At 39.8% G+C, this 16,730-nt stretch carries 17 protein-coding genes; all 17 read right to left on the minus strand.

Annotation, left to right across the window (positions count from 1 at the left end; all coding sequences use genetic code 11):
• Positions 1-8: 8 nt before the first annotated feature.
• On the minus strand, positions 9-1,160 hold the full coding sequence (gene dxr / locus HF078_RS17550) for a 1-deoxy-D-xylulose-5-phosphate reductoisomerase (RefSeq protein WP_169292316.1): 1,152 nt from the start codon (positions 1,158-1,160) through the stop codon (positions 9-11).
• 38 nt (positions 1,161-1,198) lie between these two features.
• A complete protein-coding gene (locus tag HF078_RS17555) occupies positions 1,199-1,990 on the minus strand; it encodes a phosphatidate cytidylyltransferase (RefSeq protein ID WP_169292317.1) in 792 nt (263 codons plus the stop codon).
• Positions 1,991-2,008: 18 nt separating this feature from the next.
• The gene (locus tag HF078_RS17560) at positions 2,009-2,782 is read right to left on the minus strand and encodes an isoprenyl transferase (RefSeq protein ID WP_169292318.1); all 774 of its coding nucleotides are present in this window, start codon (positions 2,780-2,782) and stop codon (positions 2,009-2,011) included.
• A gap of 129 nt (positions 2,783-2,911) precedes the next feature.
• Positions 2,912-3,469, minus strand: coding sequence for a ribosome recycling factor (gene frr / locus HF078_RS17565; protein WP_060665925.1), 558 nt, complete (start codon positions 3,467-3,469; stop codon positions 2,912-2,914).
• A 2-nt stretch (positions 3,470-3,471) separates the two neighbouring features.
• Positions 3,472-4,194 (minus strand): UMP kinase, encoded by a 723-nt coding sequence (gene pyrH / locus HF078_RS17570; RefSeq protein ID WP_169292319.1) that lies wholly within the window; start codon positions 4,192-4,194, stop codon positions 3,472-3,474.
• A gap of 281 nt (positions 4,195-4,475) precedes the next feature.
• The gene (gene tsf / locus HF078_RS17575) at positions 4,476-5,357 is read right to left on the minus strand and encodes a translation elongation factor Ts (RefSeq protein ID WP_169292320.1); all 882 of its coding nucleotides are present in this window, start codon (positions 5,355-5,357) and stop codon (positions 4,476-4,478) included.
• A gap of 109 nt (positions 5,358-5,466) precedes the next feature.
• Positions 5,467-6,174, minus strand: a complete 708-nt coding sequence (gene rpsB, locus HF078_RS17580) for a 30S ribosomal protein S2 (protein ID WP_060665922.1) — start codon at positions 6,172-6,174, stop codon at positions 5,467-5,469.
• A 158-nt stretch (positions 6,175-6,332) separates the two neighbouring features.
• Positions 6,333-6,809, minus strand: a complete 477-nt coding sequence (locus HF078_RS17585) for a hypothetical protein (protein ID WP_169292321.1) — start codon at positions 6,807-6,809, stop codon at positions 6,333-6,335.
• Between the two features lie 64 nt (positions 6,810-6,873).
• Entirely contained in the window at positions 6,874-7,638 is a 765-nt protein-coding gene (locus tag HF078_RS17590) for a FliA/WhiG family RNA polymerase sigma factor (RefSeq protein ID WP_169292322.1), read from the minus strand.
• Positions 7,639-7,675: 37 nt separating this feature from the next.
• Positions 7,676-8,176: a chemotaxis protein CheD gene (locus HF078_RS17595; protein ID WP_169292323.1), complete on the minus strand. Its 501-nt coding sequence runs from the start codon at positions 8,174-8,176 to the stop codon at positions 7,676-7,678.
• A complete protein-coding gene (locus HF078_RS17600; RefSeq protein WP_169292324.1) occupies positions 8,176-8,793 on the minus strand; it encodes a chemotaxis protein CheC in 618 nt (205 codons plus the stop codon). Before HF078_RS17600 ends, HF078_RS17595 begins: the two co-directional genes overlap by 1 nt.
• A 10-nt stretch (positions 8,794-8,803) precedes the next feature.
• Positions 8,804-9,253, minus strand: a complete 450-nt coding sequence (locus HF078_RS17605; RefSeq protein ID WP_169292325.1) for a chemotaxis protein CheW — start codon at positions 9,251-9,253, stop codon at positions 8,804-8,806.
• Positions 9,254-9,493: 240 nt separating this feature from the next.
• Positions 9,494-11,527 carry a chemotaxis protein CheA gene (locus HF078_RS17610; RefSeq protein ID WP_169292326.1) on the minus strand — a complete coding sequence of 678 codons (2,034 nt, stop codon included), beginning with the start codon at positions 11,525-11,527 and terminating at the stop codon, positions 9,494-9,496.
• Positions 11,528-11,538: 11 nt separating this feature from the next.
• Positions 11,539-12,621 (minus strand): protein-glutamate methylesterase/protein-glutamine glutaminase, encoded by a 1,083-nt coding sequence (locus HF078_RS17615; RefSeq protein ID WP_169292327.1) that lies wholly within the window; start codon positions 12,619-12,621, stop codon positions 11,539-11,541.
• Positions 12,622-12,647: 26 nt separating this feature from the next.
• Positions 12,648-13,529: a MinD/ParA family protein gene (locus HF078_RS17620; protein WP_169292328.1), complete on the minus strand. Its 882-nt coding sequence runs from the start codon at positions 13,527-13,529 to the stop codon at positions 12,648-12,650.
• Complete coding sequence (gene flhF, locus HF078_RS17625) at positions 13,526-14,671, minus strand: flagellar biosynthesis GTPase FlhF (RefSeq protein ID WP_169292329.1); 1,146 nt, start codon at positions 14,669-14,671, stop codon at positions 13,526-13,528. The genes HF078_RS17620 and flhF overlap by 4 nt, the downstream gene beginning before the upstream one ends.
• Positions 14,668-16,707: a flagellar biosynthesis protein FlhA gene (flhA, locus tag HF078_RS17630; RefSeq protein WP_169292330.1), complete on the minus strand. Its 2,040-nt coding sequence runs from the start codon at positions 16,705-16,707 to the stop codon at positions 14,668-14,670. The genes flhF and flhA overlap by 4 nt, the downstream gene beginning before the upstream one ends.
• Between the last annotated feature and the right edge of the window lie 23 nt (positions 16,708-16,730).

The raw sequence follows: 16,730 nt of genomic DNA on the forward strand, positions 1-16,730 counted from the left end.
ATCCACCTCTAATCTATTAGTGAACGAACATAGTTTCTAGTTTCTAAATCCACTTCCCTAATGGTCTGTAAATCAGGATTTAACTGTATGGTATGCTTGGACATAGCCTTTTCAATAAATGTTTCGATGGCAAGGAAATCTATTTTTCCATTTAGGAACGCATCGACAGCAATCTCATTTGCTGCATTTAACACTGTAGGCATGGTCCCCCCTGCTTTTCCTGCATCAAATGCATACTGTAAACATCGAAAACGATCAAAGTCCATTTTTTCGAAATGGAGCTTTCCAATATCCATAAAGTTCAACCTTTTGCCTGTTGGATGAGGCAATCTATCCGGGTATGTCAGTGCGTACTGGATGGGTACCCTCATATCTGGTGTTCCAAGCTGAGCGATGATACTGGTATCATGAAATTCTACCATAGAATGGATGACACTTTCCCTGTGCAAAACAACTTGTATATCTTCATATGGAATATCAAACAGCCAATGAGCTTCTATTACTTCCAATCCCTTGTTCATCATGGTAGCAGAATCAATGGTTATTTTGGCGCCCATCGACCAGTTTGGATGATTGAGTGCATCTTCCCTTGTTACGCCTTCCAGCTGTTGTCTCGTTCGGTCGCGAAAGCTTCCTCCTGATGCTGTGAGAATGATGGTTTCAATGTTTTTTTCTTTTTCCCCTTGAAGACATTGGTAAATCGCAGAATGCTCGCTGTCTACCGGAAGTATAGGGACTTGATGCTTTCTAGCTGCCTCCATCACGATATGACCAGCAGTGACGAGGGTTTCCTTGTTAGCAAGTGCAATCACCTTTTTATTTTCAATGGCATGCAAAGTAGGGACGAGTCCTACGCTCCCCATCACTGCATTAACCAACACATCTGCTTCGTGGAGGGTTGCCACTTCAATTAACCCATCCTCTCCAAAAACAAAGCGAATATCTGTGGAAGCGAATTGACTTTTTAACACTTCACAATCTTCTTTTGTTTGCACCGAGACCACTAGCGGATTAAATTCCTGTATCAATTCTTGTGCGACTTTGATATTTCCACCCACACTGAAAGCTAGTAGCTGAAATTGGTCGCTATGTTGCCTAATTACTTCTATTGTTTGTATTCCTATTGAGCCTGATGCTCCCAATAGACTTATTTTCCTCACCAACACTCACCTCTCCAAAAGCCTTCTCCTACAATGTGTCAGAAAAGAAAGATATGTATAAAATGCAATAGCGGTAATACGAAAAGAAGGCTGTCAAAGCGGTCTAATATCCCACCATGACCAGGTAAAATAGAACCTGAATCCTTAATTTTGTAATGTCTTTTAAGTGCAGATTCCACCAAATCGCCAATTTGTCCAAAAATCGATAATAGGATGGCAATTAAGATGGTGATGAAGAGCGTGTGGTCGAAATCCACAACAAAGTGAAAAATTATTCCTACGACAATTGCACATACTACCCCACCAAGAGATCCCTCTACTGTTTTATTTGGACTTATTTCAGGCCATAATTTGGTCTTCCCCATTGACTTGCCGATAAAATATGCTCCTGAATCTGTCGTCCAAATAACGAATAAAGCAAAGAACACGAACGCTAACGCTAGTTCTCTAATTTCTATGAAATAATAAAAGCCTAAACCTACATAGATAGTCGAAATCAATAGGAATCCAACATCATCGAACGTAAACTTGTTCTTAGATAGGACCGTGTACGATAATAGCAAAAGGACGATAAGCAGGATAAAATCCATTTTCGAGAGTATTAGCGAATCTGCCTCATACATGTTTGAAGGTATCATCAGAAACCATAGAAGTAACAATGCCAACACTCCTGGTACACTTGCCAAAGACATACGCTTCATTCTCATTGCTTCAAATAGTCCAACTGTCGCCAGAAAATAAATAAAGACAACAAATGGGAGCTTTCCGTATATAACGATTGGTAAAAAAACTGCTGCTGCAATAACAGCTGTAATAATTCTTTGTTTCATTGTATGTCCAACACCTTCTTATATACCACCAAATCTTCTCCCGCGCATTTGAAAACTATTAATTGCCTCATATAAATCATTTTCTTCAAAGTCAGGCCATAGTACATCTGTAAAATAAAATTCTGCATACGCCAATTGCCACAGCATAAAATTGCTTAATCGTATTTCACCACTTGTACGAATTAAAAGATCTGGATCCGGTAATAAATTGCTGAAAAGATATTCTGAGAACATCTCTTCTGTTAATTGATCGGTTGTAAGTGCGTTATCATTGATATCTGCCGCTACATCCTTTACAGCACGGAGGATTTCATCGCGTCCCCCATAATTTAAAGCAAAGTTAAGAATAAGTCCAGTGTTATCCTTCGTTTTCTCCATTGCATTGTTAACAGCTCTAAGGGTATGTTCGGGTAGATCAGACTTATTCCCCATAAGTCGTACTTGTACATTCTCTTCCATTAATTCTGGCAGGAATGTACCGAGGAACTCTTCTGGCAATTTCATTAGAAAATCGACTTCGAGTTTTGGTCGTTTCCAATTTTCAGTTGAGAAAGCATACATAGTCAGAACTTTTACCCCCAGGCTATTGGCAGCCTTGGTGATTTTTCTTACGGTTTTCATTCCTTCGTGATGTCCCGCTATTCTCGGCATTGCACGTTTTTTGGCCCATCTTCCATTGCCGTCCATGATAATGGCGATATGCTCTGGGATGGGATGGTTCATTATTTCTTCTTTTAAGCTAAGCGATTTAGAGGTTTCTTTGCCTCTCCACTCTTGTATTTTCTTCAGCATAAAAATCCTCCATTAAAAATAAACAGACGTACCTATAGGGTCTATCCATTTATAGTAACAGTATTAACAAAAAAACCCCCTGTAAACATTAGAGGGTCTTTCCATCTTTCTATTTTACATGTAAATCGCTTATACTTCCATGATTTCTTTTTCTTTTTCTTTTGTAACGGAATCAACTTTGGCGATGAACGCGTCAGTCTGCTTTTGGATGTCATCCGTATAGCCGCGTAACTCGTCTTCCGTGATTTCTCCGTTCTTTTCTAGTTTCTTCAAATCATCATTTCCATCACGGCGAATATTGCGGATACCTACTTTCGCTTCTTCGGAAATTTTCTTGATTTGTTTTACTAGATCTTTACGGCGCTCTTCTGTCAATGCAGGAATAGAGATACGAATTACTGTACCATCATTGGAAGGGTTTAATCCAAGGTCTGCTTTGATGATTGCTTTTTCGATATCACCTAATGATGTTTTATCGTAAGGTTGTACCACAAGCAGTCTTGCTTCAGGTACATTTAAAGAAGCCAATTGGTTTACCGGAGTCGGTGCACCATAGTAGTCAACTGTCACTTTATCAAGTAAAGCTGCACTTGCGCGACCTGCACGGATTGTTGCCAATTCTCTAGAGTAAGCTTGTACCGCTTTTTCCATTCTGTCTTTTGTTTGAGTAATAACTTGATTTGCCATAATTATTTCCCCCTCACAATCGTTCCGATATTTTCACCTAATACTACTCGCTTAATGTTGCCTTCTTCCATGATGGAGAAAACGATAATAGGGATATCATTGTCCATACATAATGAAGACGCAGTAGAGTCCATAACAGCTAGTCCTTCACGTAATACGTCTAGGTAAGATAATGTATCATACTTTGTTGCAGTCGCGTCGATAGTAGGATCTGCACTGTACACTCCATCCACATTGTTCTTCGCCATCAAGATGACATCTGCTTCGATTTCTGCTGCACGCAAGGCTGCAGTTGTATCTGTGGAGAAGTATGGGTTTCCTGTTCCTGCTGCGAAAATGACTACACGTTTTTTCTCTAAGTGACGAATTGCTTTTCTTCTAATGTAAGGTTCAGCAACTTGACGCATTTCAATAGATGTTTGAACTCGTGTTTGCACACCGGAGTTCTCTAAACTATCTTGAAGTGCTAAGGAGTTCATAACAGTTGCAAGCATGCCCATGTAATCTGCTGATGCACGGTCCATCCCCATTTCGCTGCCGACTTTTCCTCTCCAGATGTTACCGCCGCCTACGACAACCGCTACTTCTACACCTAGTTCGGTTAGTTCTTTTACTTGTTGAGATACAGATTTGATGACAGTAGGGTTGATACCGAAGCCTTGTTCACCTGCAAGGGCTTCTCCGCTTAGTTTTAGTACGATACGTTGATATTTAGCTTGAGCCATAGTAACCTCCATTAATAAAAGGGTTTAATTCGGAATCTGTTAAACGCCGCTGTTGATTTACGCAAATGGCCTCGCTTTCCTAGGGGCGCTGCTGGAGCCTCCTCGGCAAGCCTGCGGGGTCTCCACCTAGCGCTATCTCCCTTAGGAGTCTTCGCCTTTTGCTCCAATCAACAGCTAGGATATTTAAAGAACTAATACTTAAACTTTAACAGAATCATTTTAAAATATTTTCCTAAAAAGAGGAACACATAAGTGTTCCCCTTTTATATATGTTGTTCCTCTTATTTTTTAACTTGGCTCATTACTTCTTCAGCAAAGTTGTCTTGGCGTTTTTCGATTCCTTCTCCAACTTCGTAACGGATGAAGGATTTTACAGTAGCGCCTTTGCTTTCTACGAATTGACGTACTTTCATGTCAGGGTTCTTAACGAAAGTTTGGTCAAGTAGGCAGATATCTTCGAAGTACTTACCAAGACGGCCTTCTACCATTTTAGCTACGATGTTCTCTGGCTTACCTTCGTTTAGAGCTTGTTCAGTTAATACTTTGCGCTCGCGGTCTGCTTCTTCTTGAGAAACTTCGTCACGAGAGATGTATTTAGGGTTGATAGCAGCGATGTGCATAGCAACGTCTTTTGCAGTAGCTTCATCAGTAGTACCTTCAAGAAGAGTCAATACTCCGATACGTCCGCCCATGTGCAAGTATGCACCGAATGCGTCAGCGTCTGTTTTTGTAACGATAGTGTAGCGACGAAGAGTTAATTTCTCACCGATTTTAGCAATTGCAGAGTTGATGTGTTCAGAAACTGCAACACCGTTGTCCATTTTAGCTTCAAGAGCAGCTTCTACAGACTCAGGCTTGTGGGAGATAAGGAATTCACCTAGTTCGTTTACAAGTGTTTTGAAGCCTTCGTTTTTCGCAACGAAGTCTGTCTCGGAGTTTACTTCAAGAATTACCGCTTCGTTTCCTTTCGTTACGATAGCAGTTAGACCTTCAGCAGCGATACGGTCTGTTTTCTTAGCAGCTTTAGCAATACCTTTTTCACGCAAGAAATCGATTGCTTTTTCCATGTCTCCGTTTGTTTCCGTTAACGCTTTTTTGCAATCCATCATGCCAGCGCCAGTTTTTTCACGTAATTCTTTTACCATTTGAGCAGTAACAGCCATTGTTCATTTCCTCCTTAGGATATGTAAGTATTTTTTATTACGAATGTCATATTTTCCAAAAAAAAGTGATAAAAGGCTTTCCCCTCTTATCACCTTTTCTTCAATCAAATTATGCAGTAGTTGTAGCTGTCTCTTCGCCTTGTTTAGCTTCTAAGATAGCGTCTGCCATTTTACCAGTTAATAGTTTAACCGCGCGAATAGCATCATCGTTTGCAGGGATTACAACATCGATTTCGTCTGGATCACAGTTAGTGTCAACGATACCAACGATAGGGATGTTTAATTTTCTTGCTTCTGCAACAGCGATACGCTCTTTGCGAGGGTCGATGATGAACAATGCATCAGGAAGACCTTTCATGTCCTTGATTCCGCCTAAGAATTTCTCAAGACGCTCAAGCTCTTTCTTCAACATTACAACTTCTTTCTTAGGAAGTACTTCGAAAGTACCGTCTTCTTGCATTTTTTCGATTGCTTTAAGACGGGAGATACGCTTTTGGATTGTTTCAAAGTTAGTTAAAGTTCCACCTAACCAACGTTGGTTAACATAGTACATTCCAGAACGTTCTGCTTCTTCCTTCACAGAATCTTGAGCTTGCTTTTTAGTACCAACGAATAATACTGTTCCGCCGTTACCTGCAAGTTCTTTAACGAAGTTGTAAGCTTCTTCAACCTTTTTAACAGTTTTTTGAAGGTCGATGATGTAGATGCCGTTACGCTCAGTGAAGATGTATCTCTTCATTTTTGGGTTCCAGCGACGAGTTTGGTGACCGAAGTGTACACCAGCTTCTAATAATTGTTTCATAGAAATTACTGACATGTTATATTCCTCCTAATGGTTTTTTTTCCTCCGTCAACGTCATCTCCAAGCAAAACTGACGAATCAGCACCAATGCTCAGATCGGCAAACGTGTGAATTTATAACACCGAAAATAAATATATCATAATCATTTTTGACAATCAAGTTTTAAATAGGTTTCATTGTCGAAATTTCAACAACAATTCTATTTCTGTTTTCCCTTTATTAAGTTTTTTGGCAATTTCAGATGAAGAAAGCCCTTTTTCGCTTAAATGCTTTACCTGATCTTTGTAGTTCCATTCCTCAAATGGTCTCTCTGCATTTAAAGTTTCTATGTCATCTTCTCTGACGTTCTCTTGTGTTAATAAGTCCTTCAGATCTGCCTCTGTAATCTCATCTTCCCTAGTATCAAAGTTTTCTTGTTTGTCTAATTGGGGTTTTTCAGGATTGCTTTTAGACAGTTTTTGCAGAAAGGAGTTGTTTTCTTCTTTTAATTCCAATACGTAGCTCGTGATGGTATCTTCTGCTTCTTGTAACAAGGTACGGTATTCTTGTTCAAGTTGTTGAACTTTGGAGATTTTGATAAAAAGTAAAATAATAAAAAAAATCGCAAGAAGTATAAGTGCGAAATTTACAATAGTAAAAATTATTAACATGTCTTCACAACCCTTTTATCATTTGCCTGCTGCCCTGATTGGACAACAGGCGACCAAAAAAATGTTACAGTATAGGATTTAATTGTTTTCTTAATTTAAAGATAGCCTTGGAGTGTATTTGGGATATCCGGGATGTTGTAAGTCCCAACACTTGTCCAATCTCTGTTAAAGTTAGTTCTTCTTTGTAGAATAAACTAATCACTATTTGTTCGTTTTCCGTTAGATTCTCAATCTGTTCACCTAGTAGATGGACTAGTTCTGATTTGATTAATTCTTCTTCTGGAGATATAACCTTTTCATCTTTAAGAACATATGCTCCATGGGATTGGTCATCATTTTCCTTTGGCATCTCATCCATCGACAGTATGTTTGAATAAAAGACTTCATGCATAACGGTGGAGACTTCTTCTTCCGGCATGCCCAGGTGTGTTGCAACTTCCTCCAAGGTAGCATTTCTCATCAGTTTCTGTTCTAGTTTTTCTAGAGTAGACTCAATTCTTTTTGCTTTCTCTCTTACACTTCTTGGGAGCCAGTCCTCTTTTCGTAAACCGTCTATAATTGATCCTCTGATTCTAAAAGAAGCATACGTATCAAATTTCAAATCGCGAGACGGGTCAAATTTTTCAATGGCATCAAATAAACCTACAAATGCCAAGCTTTTCAATTCTTCCCTTTTCACACTTTTAGGCAGTCCTGTTGAGATCCGCTGAACATGATAATGTACAAGAGGCATATATTTTTTTACTAAATAGTCCCCTGCGTCAGGATCTTTTTTTGTTTTCCAAAGATCCCAATAGAGGGAATCTTTGTTTGAAGTTGAAGTAGACATGGCTTTCCTCCTAATATACTCCTAAGACCGAAAGCGGTTAAATGTAACATACTCCTTTATTAACGGTTTTTATCATTAACTTCCCGTTTTCAGGATTAAATTCAATGGTTCTTCCATTGTTTCCTCCACAGTCCTCACTAATCAATGGAATATGTAAGGCGGCTAGCTTCTCCTTTACCGCTTCTACATTTCTCGGTCCAATTCTCATCATGTCAGCGCTCGCACTGCTAAACTGGAACATCTGAGCTCCGCCTGCAATCTTGGCTTTCATGCTGTAGGACTTGATACCTTTGAGAAGAAGAGTTTCAACTAGATGCAAGATCCCTGTATCTGCATATTTATCTGCATTGATAGGTGTCTGTCTTGTCAGATTTGAATCGGGAAGCATGATATGGACCATTCCGGCAATCTTTGTGGTGGTGTCATATATCACAACTCCTACACATGACCCAAGGCCGGCAGTTCGAATTAGTTGAGGAGCTTTCACTATTCCCATTTCTGCAATACCAACTTTGATGACTGCTTCTACACTCATCATTATCCTTCACCCAACGCTGCCACTATTTTTTCAAATGAATCCGGATAAGGAATGAGGAAAAAATGGCCTTTCGTCTTATCGACTTGGCTATCTGTTGTTTCCGTCAATTCTGTATCAATAAAAATGGAATGGTCACTGACTTGGGAGATTTCCAAAAGTCCAGTTACGACAATTGCTCCAACCATATCAATGGTGACTTCTGGGACAGAAGGTGTAACACTAAGCCCGATGCACTCAGATAACGCAGTCAAATAATGTGCAGATACTATATTTCCCAACTCTTGCAAAGCGGAAAGGCCGAGTTCATGTGAAGAAAGTTCATCAACACTTATCTGTTTCTCAGGTATCAGTTGGTTTATCAGTTTTGTCGCATCTTCCAAAGATAAAACAAAGAACAAGCTTCCAGATAATTCGCCCTCCATCCTTAAAAAGACTGCAGCTACAGGTCTGTCTGATCCACCCATCAATTCCATCATCTCATTAAAAGAAACAATTTTTGCTAAGGGGACATTCATATTTATCTCTTTATTAAGCAGTTGGGATAATGCGGTTGCTGCATTGCCTGCACCTATATTTCCTAACTCTTTTAAAAGATCTAATTCGTTAAATTTATTCATCTATACGGCCTCAAACTTTGAGTTGATCTAGTTGCAGTATTTCATTTAGATCTAGACATACGAATAGTCTTTTGTCGATTTTCACTACACCTTGAACGTATTTATTTTCTACAGAGCCTACCACTTCGGGTGCAGGTTCGATTGCCTCCTCTGTGATATCCACTACGTCATTGGCAGCATCTACAATAAATCCTACTTCATGCTCATCTACTACGGTGATGATGATGCGAGAAGCATCTGTTTCCAGTTTTTCCTCAAGGTTGAATCTTGTGCGCAAGTCCACTATTGGAGTGATGACGCCCCTTAGGTTAATGACTCCTTTTATATGGGGAGGGACGTTGGGAACACGTGTGATTGGCAAAAGTTTTTCAATGGAACGTACTTGTTGGACTGGTATTGCGTATTCTTCTTTTTGGAGTTCGAATACGATTAGCTTTAATTTCTTTTCGGTTGCCTCCATCAGTGTTGCCTCCTGTTCATTTTATTAAATGGTATCGTTTAATACCGCTGTTGATTTCCGAAAATGGCTTCGCTTTCCGCGGGGCGACCTTGAGACTCCTCACAACGCTTCAGGGGTCTCAACATTGCCGCTTCTCTCCCGCAGGACAAGGAAGGCTTCGACAGCGATTCTTCGCACGAAGAAAATGCGTAGCATTTTCGAGGAGTCTTCGCCATTTGCTCCAATCAACAGCTAGGGTTTTTATTTAATTAAGGCGTTACAGTCTACGATTAGGGCTACTTGGCCGTCGCCAAGGATGGTTGCTCCGCTGATTGCGAAGGTTGAGTTTAGGTATTGTCCTAGACCCTTCAGTACAACTTCTTGTTGTCCGATGAAGGAATCAACCACTAGCGCGGCTATTTTTTCGCCTTTTTTCACTAAAACAAGTGAATAAAAATCTGGACGTTCTACTTGCTCTTTTGGCACTTGGAAGACTTTTTCTAAGTAGACGACAGGTACGATTTTCCCTCTGAAGTCAATGACTTCCTGATTATGTGCTGTTAGGATCTCATCCTTTTTAATGATGGCAGTCTCTATAATAGAAGATAAAGGAATTGCATATTTTTCATTCTCTATTTCCGTTAATAAAACGGAAATGATGGAGAGCGTTAACGGGAGCTGGATGGAAAATGTTGTGCCTACACCTTCAAGAGAATCAATGGTGATTTTTCCGCCTAATGACTCTATCGTGTTTTTCACAACATCAAGTCCAACGCCGCGACCTGATATATCAGAAATTACTTCTGCGGTGGAAAAACCAGAAGAAAGGATAAGTTGATATACTTCTTGTTCGGTTAACCTTTCCCCTTCTTGTTGAGAAATGACCCCTTTACTGATAGCTTTATTAAGAACTTTTTCTTTCGAGATACCGGCACCATTGTCCATGATTTCAATAAAAACATGATTTCCGCTATGATATGCTTTGAGCGTTATTTTTCCTTCTTCTGGCTTTCCATTACGGTTTCTAACCTCAGGTGTCTCAATGCCATGGTCAATTGCGTTGCGTAATAAATGAACAAGTGGATCTCCTATTTCATCCATCACTGTTCTATCAAGTTCTGTTTCCGCTCCAATAATATTAATGTCTACCTTTTTCCCAAGGTCTCTCGCCAATTGTCTTACCATTCTAGGGAAACGGTTAAAGACTGTTTCTATTGGAACCATACGCATGTTTAAGATAATATTTTGTAAATCATTAGAGATTCGGGACATTCTCTCCACTGTTTCAATTAATTCAGGTTCATTCAGATCTTTAGAGATTTGTTCTAATCTACCTCTGTCTATTACAAGTTCCTCAAACAAATTCATTAATCCGTCTAATCGGTCAATACTGACTCGAATTGTTTTATTGGATCCTGGTGTTGCCTTGACTGGTGTCGGCTTGTCTTCCTTTTTTTCCAATACAGCTGTTGTTGCAGCCACTTCTACTTGTGCTGTTGTCACTTCTTCCACTGCAACTTCTACTGAGCTTGCAGAGTCGAACGCGGCAAGAAGTTGCGTATCTAGCTTATTAACCGTTACCTTTTCAAGCTCCGATACCTTCATTATCTTTTCTTTTATAGTACTTACTTCTTCTTTTGTTACCATTGTAATTTGGAAGCTTTCTTCAAATTTCTCTTCCTCTAGAAGATCGACGGAAGGGTAAGATTTGATTACTTCTCCCATACCCTCTACCACTTCAAAAACCATAAACACTCTTGCGGCTTTTAATAGACAATCTGGTCTTAAAGTTATCGTTACTTCATATGGGGTGTATCCCTGGTCCTCGGATTGTTGCAAGATGGTAACTTCATAAGAATCATATGAATGTTCTGAAGTTGTTTGAGCAGCAGACTTTGTTGGCAAGGAGAATGCTTCCCCCTTCTCAATTTTTACAAGAAGGGAAACCACTTCACTGACATCTTTTTTACCGTCTCCGCCTTCTGAAATAGAAAGCACCATCTCCTCTAAGTATTCAACGGAACGAAATACGATGTCTAACAGGTTGGTGGTGACGTTCAATTTTTCATTACGGATAAGATCAAGTACGTTTTCCATTTGATGAGTCAAACTGGCCAGATCCTCATACCCCATTGTTGCAGACATACCTTTAAGAGTATGAGCAGATCTGAATATCTCGTTAACAATCTCTATGTTTGCTGGGTGTTTCTCCAACTCTAATAGCTGATTATTAATAGTTTGCAAATGTTCTTTGCTCTCTTCTAGAAAAATATCTAAATATTGGTTTAAGTCCATTCATTGCACCCCTATGACAAAATATATTGGTTAATTCTCTTTGACATATCTTTCAAATGATGTACTTCATCTACCATACCTGATAGTATTGCGGCCCTTGGCATACCATATACGATGCATGATTCTTCAGACTCAGCAAGTACCAAAGTTTCTGTAGCCCCTCTTTCCTTTATCTGCTTTAATCCGTCTGTCCCATCATTCCCCATTCCTGTAAGTATCACGGCAATTTTTTGGTAGTTTTCCAGTGTGCTAATAGATTGGAATAACATGTCTACAGAAGGACGATGACCTCTTTTAGGCGGAGCATCATGAAGGTGAATAAAGAGGCTTCCAGCACGCTTTATCACTTCCATATGAAAATCTCCAGGTGCGATATAGGCGGTTCCCATTTCTACTTTTTGATTATGTACGGCTTCAAGTACTGTGATATTGCACATGGTGTTAAGTCTATCAGCAAGTGACTTGGTAAAATGTCTTGGCATGTGCTGCACAATAAAAAGCGGTGCTGGAAAAGATTTTGGAAGCGTCGAAAGGAGTGTTTGCAACGCCCGAGGTCCACCAGTGGAGGTCCCGATACAGACCAATGCATCCCCAACCTTACGTTGTCTTCCTAATAGGTCTATTTTACTATAAATATTATGGGAGGAAAGTATTTCCTTCTCTTTTTTAATAGGTTGCTTGAAAAGTGTCAGGTTTGATTTGGACGCCAACAGTATTTTGTTGATGAGTTCTTCTTTCACTTTGTGTATATCTAGCGAAATGGCACCGGATGGTTTAGCAACAAAATCAACTGCGCCTTGTTCCATTGCAATGATTGTATTTAAGGAACCCTCCGATGTTGTACTTGATAGCATTATTGTAGGAACCGGATGTTCCCTCATAATGACCTCTAATGCTTGCAAGCCATTCATTTGGGGCATCTCTACATCCAGGGTGACAACATCTGGAGAATACTCTTTTATTTTCTTAATAGCTTCTTTTCCGTTTTTAGCGGTAGCTACTACCTCTATCTCGGGATGTTTCTCTAGCAGATCGGATAACAGCTTTCTCATAAATATGGAGTCATCTGTAATAAGTACTCTCACTTTTTTCATGTTACAACCCTTCCTCTCCCATAAACCTAACCGAACAGTCGTCGAAGCTTATGTATAAATGTGTTCGTATTCTTGATGACAGTTGTATCACGTCCATGTAAGTAGTTGACCGCAATGTCACGGACGGCACGACTTACATGACTGTTGGGAAATCTTAATACAAATGGAGTTTGTTCCATTACAGCTAACGTCACATATTTATCGTCAGGCAACGACCCCAAATGGGAAAGGTTTCTGTTTAAGAATTGTTGAGTGACAGATTGTAGCCTTAGAGCGGTACTTATCGCATGTTTAGGACTTACTGAACGATTGACAACCAATTGAAAAGGTATACTTTGATCGTGGTTGTGAATAAATTTCATGGCAGAGTAAGCATCCGTCATAGCAGTAGGTTCACATGTTGAAATCAGGATTATTTCATTACATGCCAAGATTAACTGTAAACTTTCACTTGTAATTCCTGCACCCATATCAAAAATAATGTAATCAAATTGAAAGGACAATCGTTGCAGTTGAGAGAGAAAATGGTTTCGTTTTTGTTCATCAAAATGGAAAATTTCCTTTAAGCCGGAACCACCGGCAATATAAGATAATCCTTCTGGACCTTCCTGAACAATTTCTTCTAGAGAAAGGTTACGTTCAAAAAGGTGCAGAATACTATATCTTTGAGTTACTCCCAGCAGTATGTCTATGTTGGCCATACCTATGTCCATGTCAAAAAGTAATACCTTATAGCCTTTTTTCTGAAGGGTTAAGGAAAAGTTCAAAGAGAAGTTCGACTTGCCCACCCCACCTTTTCCGCTCATCACTGCAATGGCTCTTGTTTCTTTTTTTATCGAGATTTCTTCTTCAGGCTGTCTCTTTGATTTTTTTACTTGTTCCCTTAATGCTCTTGCCTGATCGTTCATTCTTGAATTTCCTCCATGATGGAGCGAACCATCAGTTCTTTTGTGAATGGAATAAGGTCTTCAGGAACATTTTGGCCGTCTGTTACAAACGCAGCCCCTTTTTTATAAACCCTAGAAATCTCATACATGGAACTTACAGAGGTTGTTTCATCCTTTTTTGTAAAAATAAATTGGTGGATTCCTACATTCCAAAACTGATCCGTTATTTTTTTCATATCAGACAATTTAGAAGTAAGAGATAAAACCAAAAATGTGGTCATTTCTTCTTTAAAATGGAGTACTTCCTTCAATTCCTCTACAAAACGTTCGTTTAAAAAGTTTCTTCCGGCTGTATCTATGAAGACGACATCCAAATGGGATAGCTTGTTTTTGGCAGCTGAAAAGTCTTCTGCAGAATAACAGACTTCAATGGGTGCTTCTAATATGCTAGCGTATGTTTTCAATTGTTCAATTGCTGCGATACGGTATGTATCTGTTGTAATGAAGCCGATGGATTTTCCTTTTTTAAGGGCAGCGTTAGCAGCCAATTTGGCTAATGTCGTTGTTTTTCCTACACCTGTTGGGCCTACGAGGCAGATGAATTTCTTTTTGTAAGGATTATGGTCAAACGATACCTCTTCCAATGACTGAAACACTTCCGCTTCTACTAGCTCCAACATAGATTTATAAGACAATGTTCTATTTTCCAACCACTTCTCGTGCAATCTATCCATTATCTCTTCAACCTGTACTACGTTAATATCAGTTTTTAAGAGTTTTTCTTCCAATTGGAAGAAGAAGTCTGGCAGCAAAGGATCCCTCTGCTTTTCTTTCGTTAAGCTTTTCATCATCTTCTTCATTTCCTGTATACTGTCAAAAAGTTTATCCTGCTCTACCTTTGATGTTGGAGAAGAAATGGTTTCCTTGGAATCGCGCATTTCCGTCTTTGGTCGCATGGTTGCATTCTTAGTTTTCACCATTTGGTTTGATGGTTCTTCATCCACTGCAGCAATCACTTCCACTCCTTTTTTGGAAAGGAGCCCAAAAAATCTTGATGTTTTGACTGCTTTTGAATTAAGGATGACTGCATCATCTCCTAATTCAAGACGAACCAGTTGCATTGCCTGTTGCATATTCTCAGCTTTATATTTTTTTACTTTCATCCTTCCACATTCACCACCCCGATGCTTTGTACTTCTATGCTTGCTTCCAACTCGTTATAAGATAGAACAGGTAATTGCGGCAAATATCGATCTAACATTTGCTTCACATACATTCTGACAGCCGGCGAGCATAAAAGGATTGGCGACTGCTCATAAACAGAGAACTGTTCCATCTGCTCTCCCACTTTTTGGACAATTTCCATTGATACGTTTGGATCAAGTGATAAGAAGTTTCCATGTTCTGTTTGTTGTATGTGATCAGCAATAAGTTTTTCCACCCTGCCTGCCAATGTAACGACTTTAAACGTCTCATTTCCTACAACATATTGATTGGTTATCTGTTTACTTAGTGCTTGTCTTACATACTCAGTTAAAAGGTCAGTGTCTGCTGACATTTTTCCGTAGTCTGCCAACGTTTCAAAAATAATAGGCAGGTTCCTGATCGACACATTTTCTTTCAATAGTTTGGCAAGAACTTTCTGTACGTCCCCAATGGAAAGTGGTGATGGTGTTACCTCTTCCACTAAAATTGGGGTGCTTTCCTTCAAATGGTCGACAAGTTGTTTTGTTTCTTGCCTTCCAAGTAGCTCATAGGCATGTTGTTTCATTTTTTCTGTAATATGGGTTGATACCACAGAAGGAGGATCAACAACGGTGTAGCCGTACATTTCTGCTTCATCTTTCATATCTTCGCTTATCCATTTAGCAGGAAGACCAAAGGAGGGTTCTATCGTATCAATCCCTTCAATACTGTCATCGTCCATTCCGGGGCTCATTGCAAGGTAGTGATCAAGCAATAGCTCGCCTTTAGCAACTTCATTCCCTTTTATTTTCAAACGATACTCGTTGGGTTGTAACTGAATATTGTCCCTTATGCGAACAACAGGTATGACTAACCCCAGCTCAAGAGCTAGTTGCCGTCTTATCATGACGATCCTATCCAACAAGTCTCCTCCCTGCTTGGAGTCAGCTAATGGGATCAGCCCATACCCGAATTCAAATTCAACCGGGTCGACAGATAAAAGATTGACTACGCTGTCTGGACTTCTCAGCTCATCTGTCACAACTTCCTCTTCTGTTTCCTCTTCCACCACAATATCTTCTTTTTGCTTTTTACTAATCATGTATGCGCCAACAATGATAAGAGAAGCAATTGGTGCGGTTAGCAACGGCCCTATAGGAGTGGCAATTCCCAGCAGAAGAATGGTGGTACCAGCCACATAAAGCATCTGCGGGTAGGCAAACAATTGTTTAGTAATATCTCCACCAAGATTCCCCTCTGATGCTGCCCTTGTCACCACGATACCAGTAGCAGTTGCTATTAAAAGGGCAGGAATCTGAGAGACAATTCCATCACCGACTGTAAGAAGAGTAAACTTTTGGGCAGATTCTGCAAAACTTAATCCCATCTGCGCCATACCGATAACAATACCGAAGATAACATTGATGAATACGATGATGATCCCTGCAATGGCGTCTCCCTTCACAAACTTACTGGCTCCGTCCATCGCTCCGTAGAAGTCCGCTTCTTTTGCAATTTTTTCACGTCTTTCTTTGGCAACTTGTTCCGAAATCATTCCTGCGTTCAGGTCTGCATCTATACTCATCTGCTTACCAGGCATTGCATCCAACGTAAAACGTGCAGCGACCTCGGAGACACGTTCTGCGCCTTTCGTAATAACCACAAACTGTATGACCACCAAAATAATGAAAACAACAAGTCCGACGACGACATTGCCACCTACAACGAATGTTCCAAACGTTTCTACAACAGTACCCGCAGTACCTTCACTCAGAATGGATCTTGTCGTAGAAACGTTTAGACCTAACCTGTACAGTGTTAGTAGTAAAAGTAAGGAAGGAAATATCGAAAATTGCAACGGCTCTTGGATATTCATGGTTGTTAAGAGAACAATCAGAGCAAGGGAGATATTAATAATGATAAAAATACTTAGCATCCATGGATAAAAAGGAATAATTAACATGGCAATAATTAGAATGACACTAAGTAATACGGATAAATCTCTAGCTGACATAGACTTCTATCTCTCCTTTTCTT

Origin of the sequence: Bacillus sp. RO2, assembly GCF_012911845.1 — a bacterium.
Taxonomy (GTDB): domain Bacteria; phylum Bacillota; class Bacilli; order Bacillales; family Bacillaceae_I; genus Sutcliffiella_A.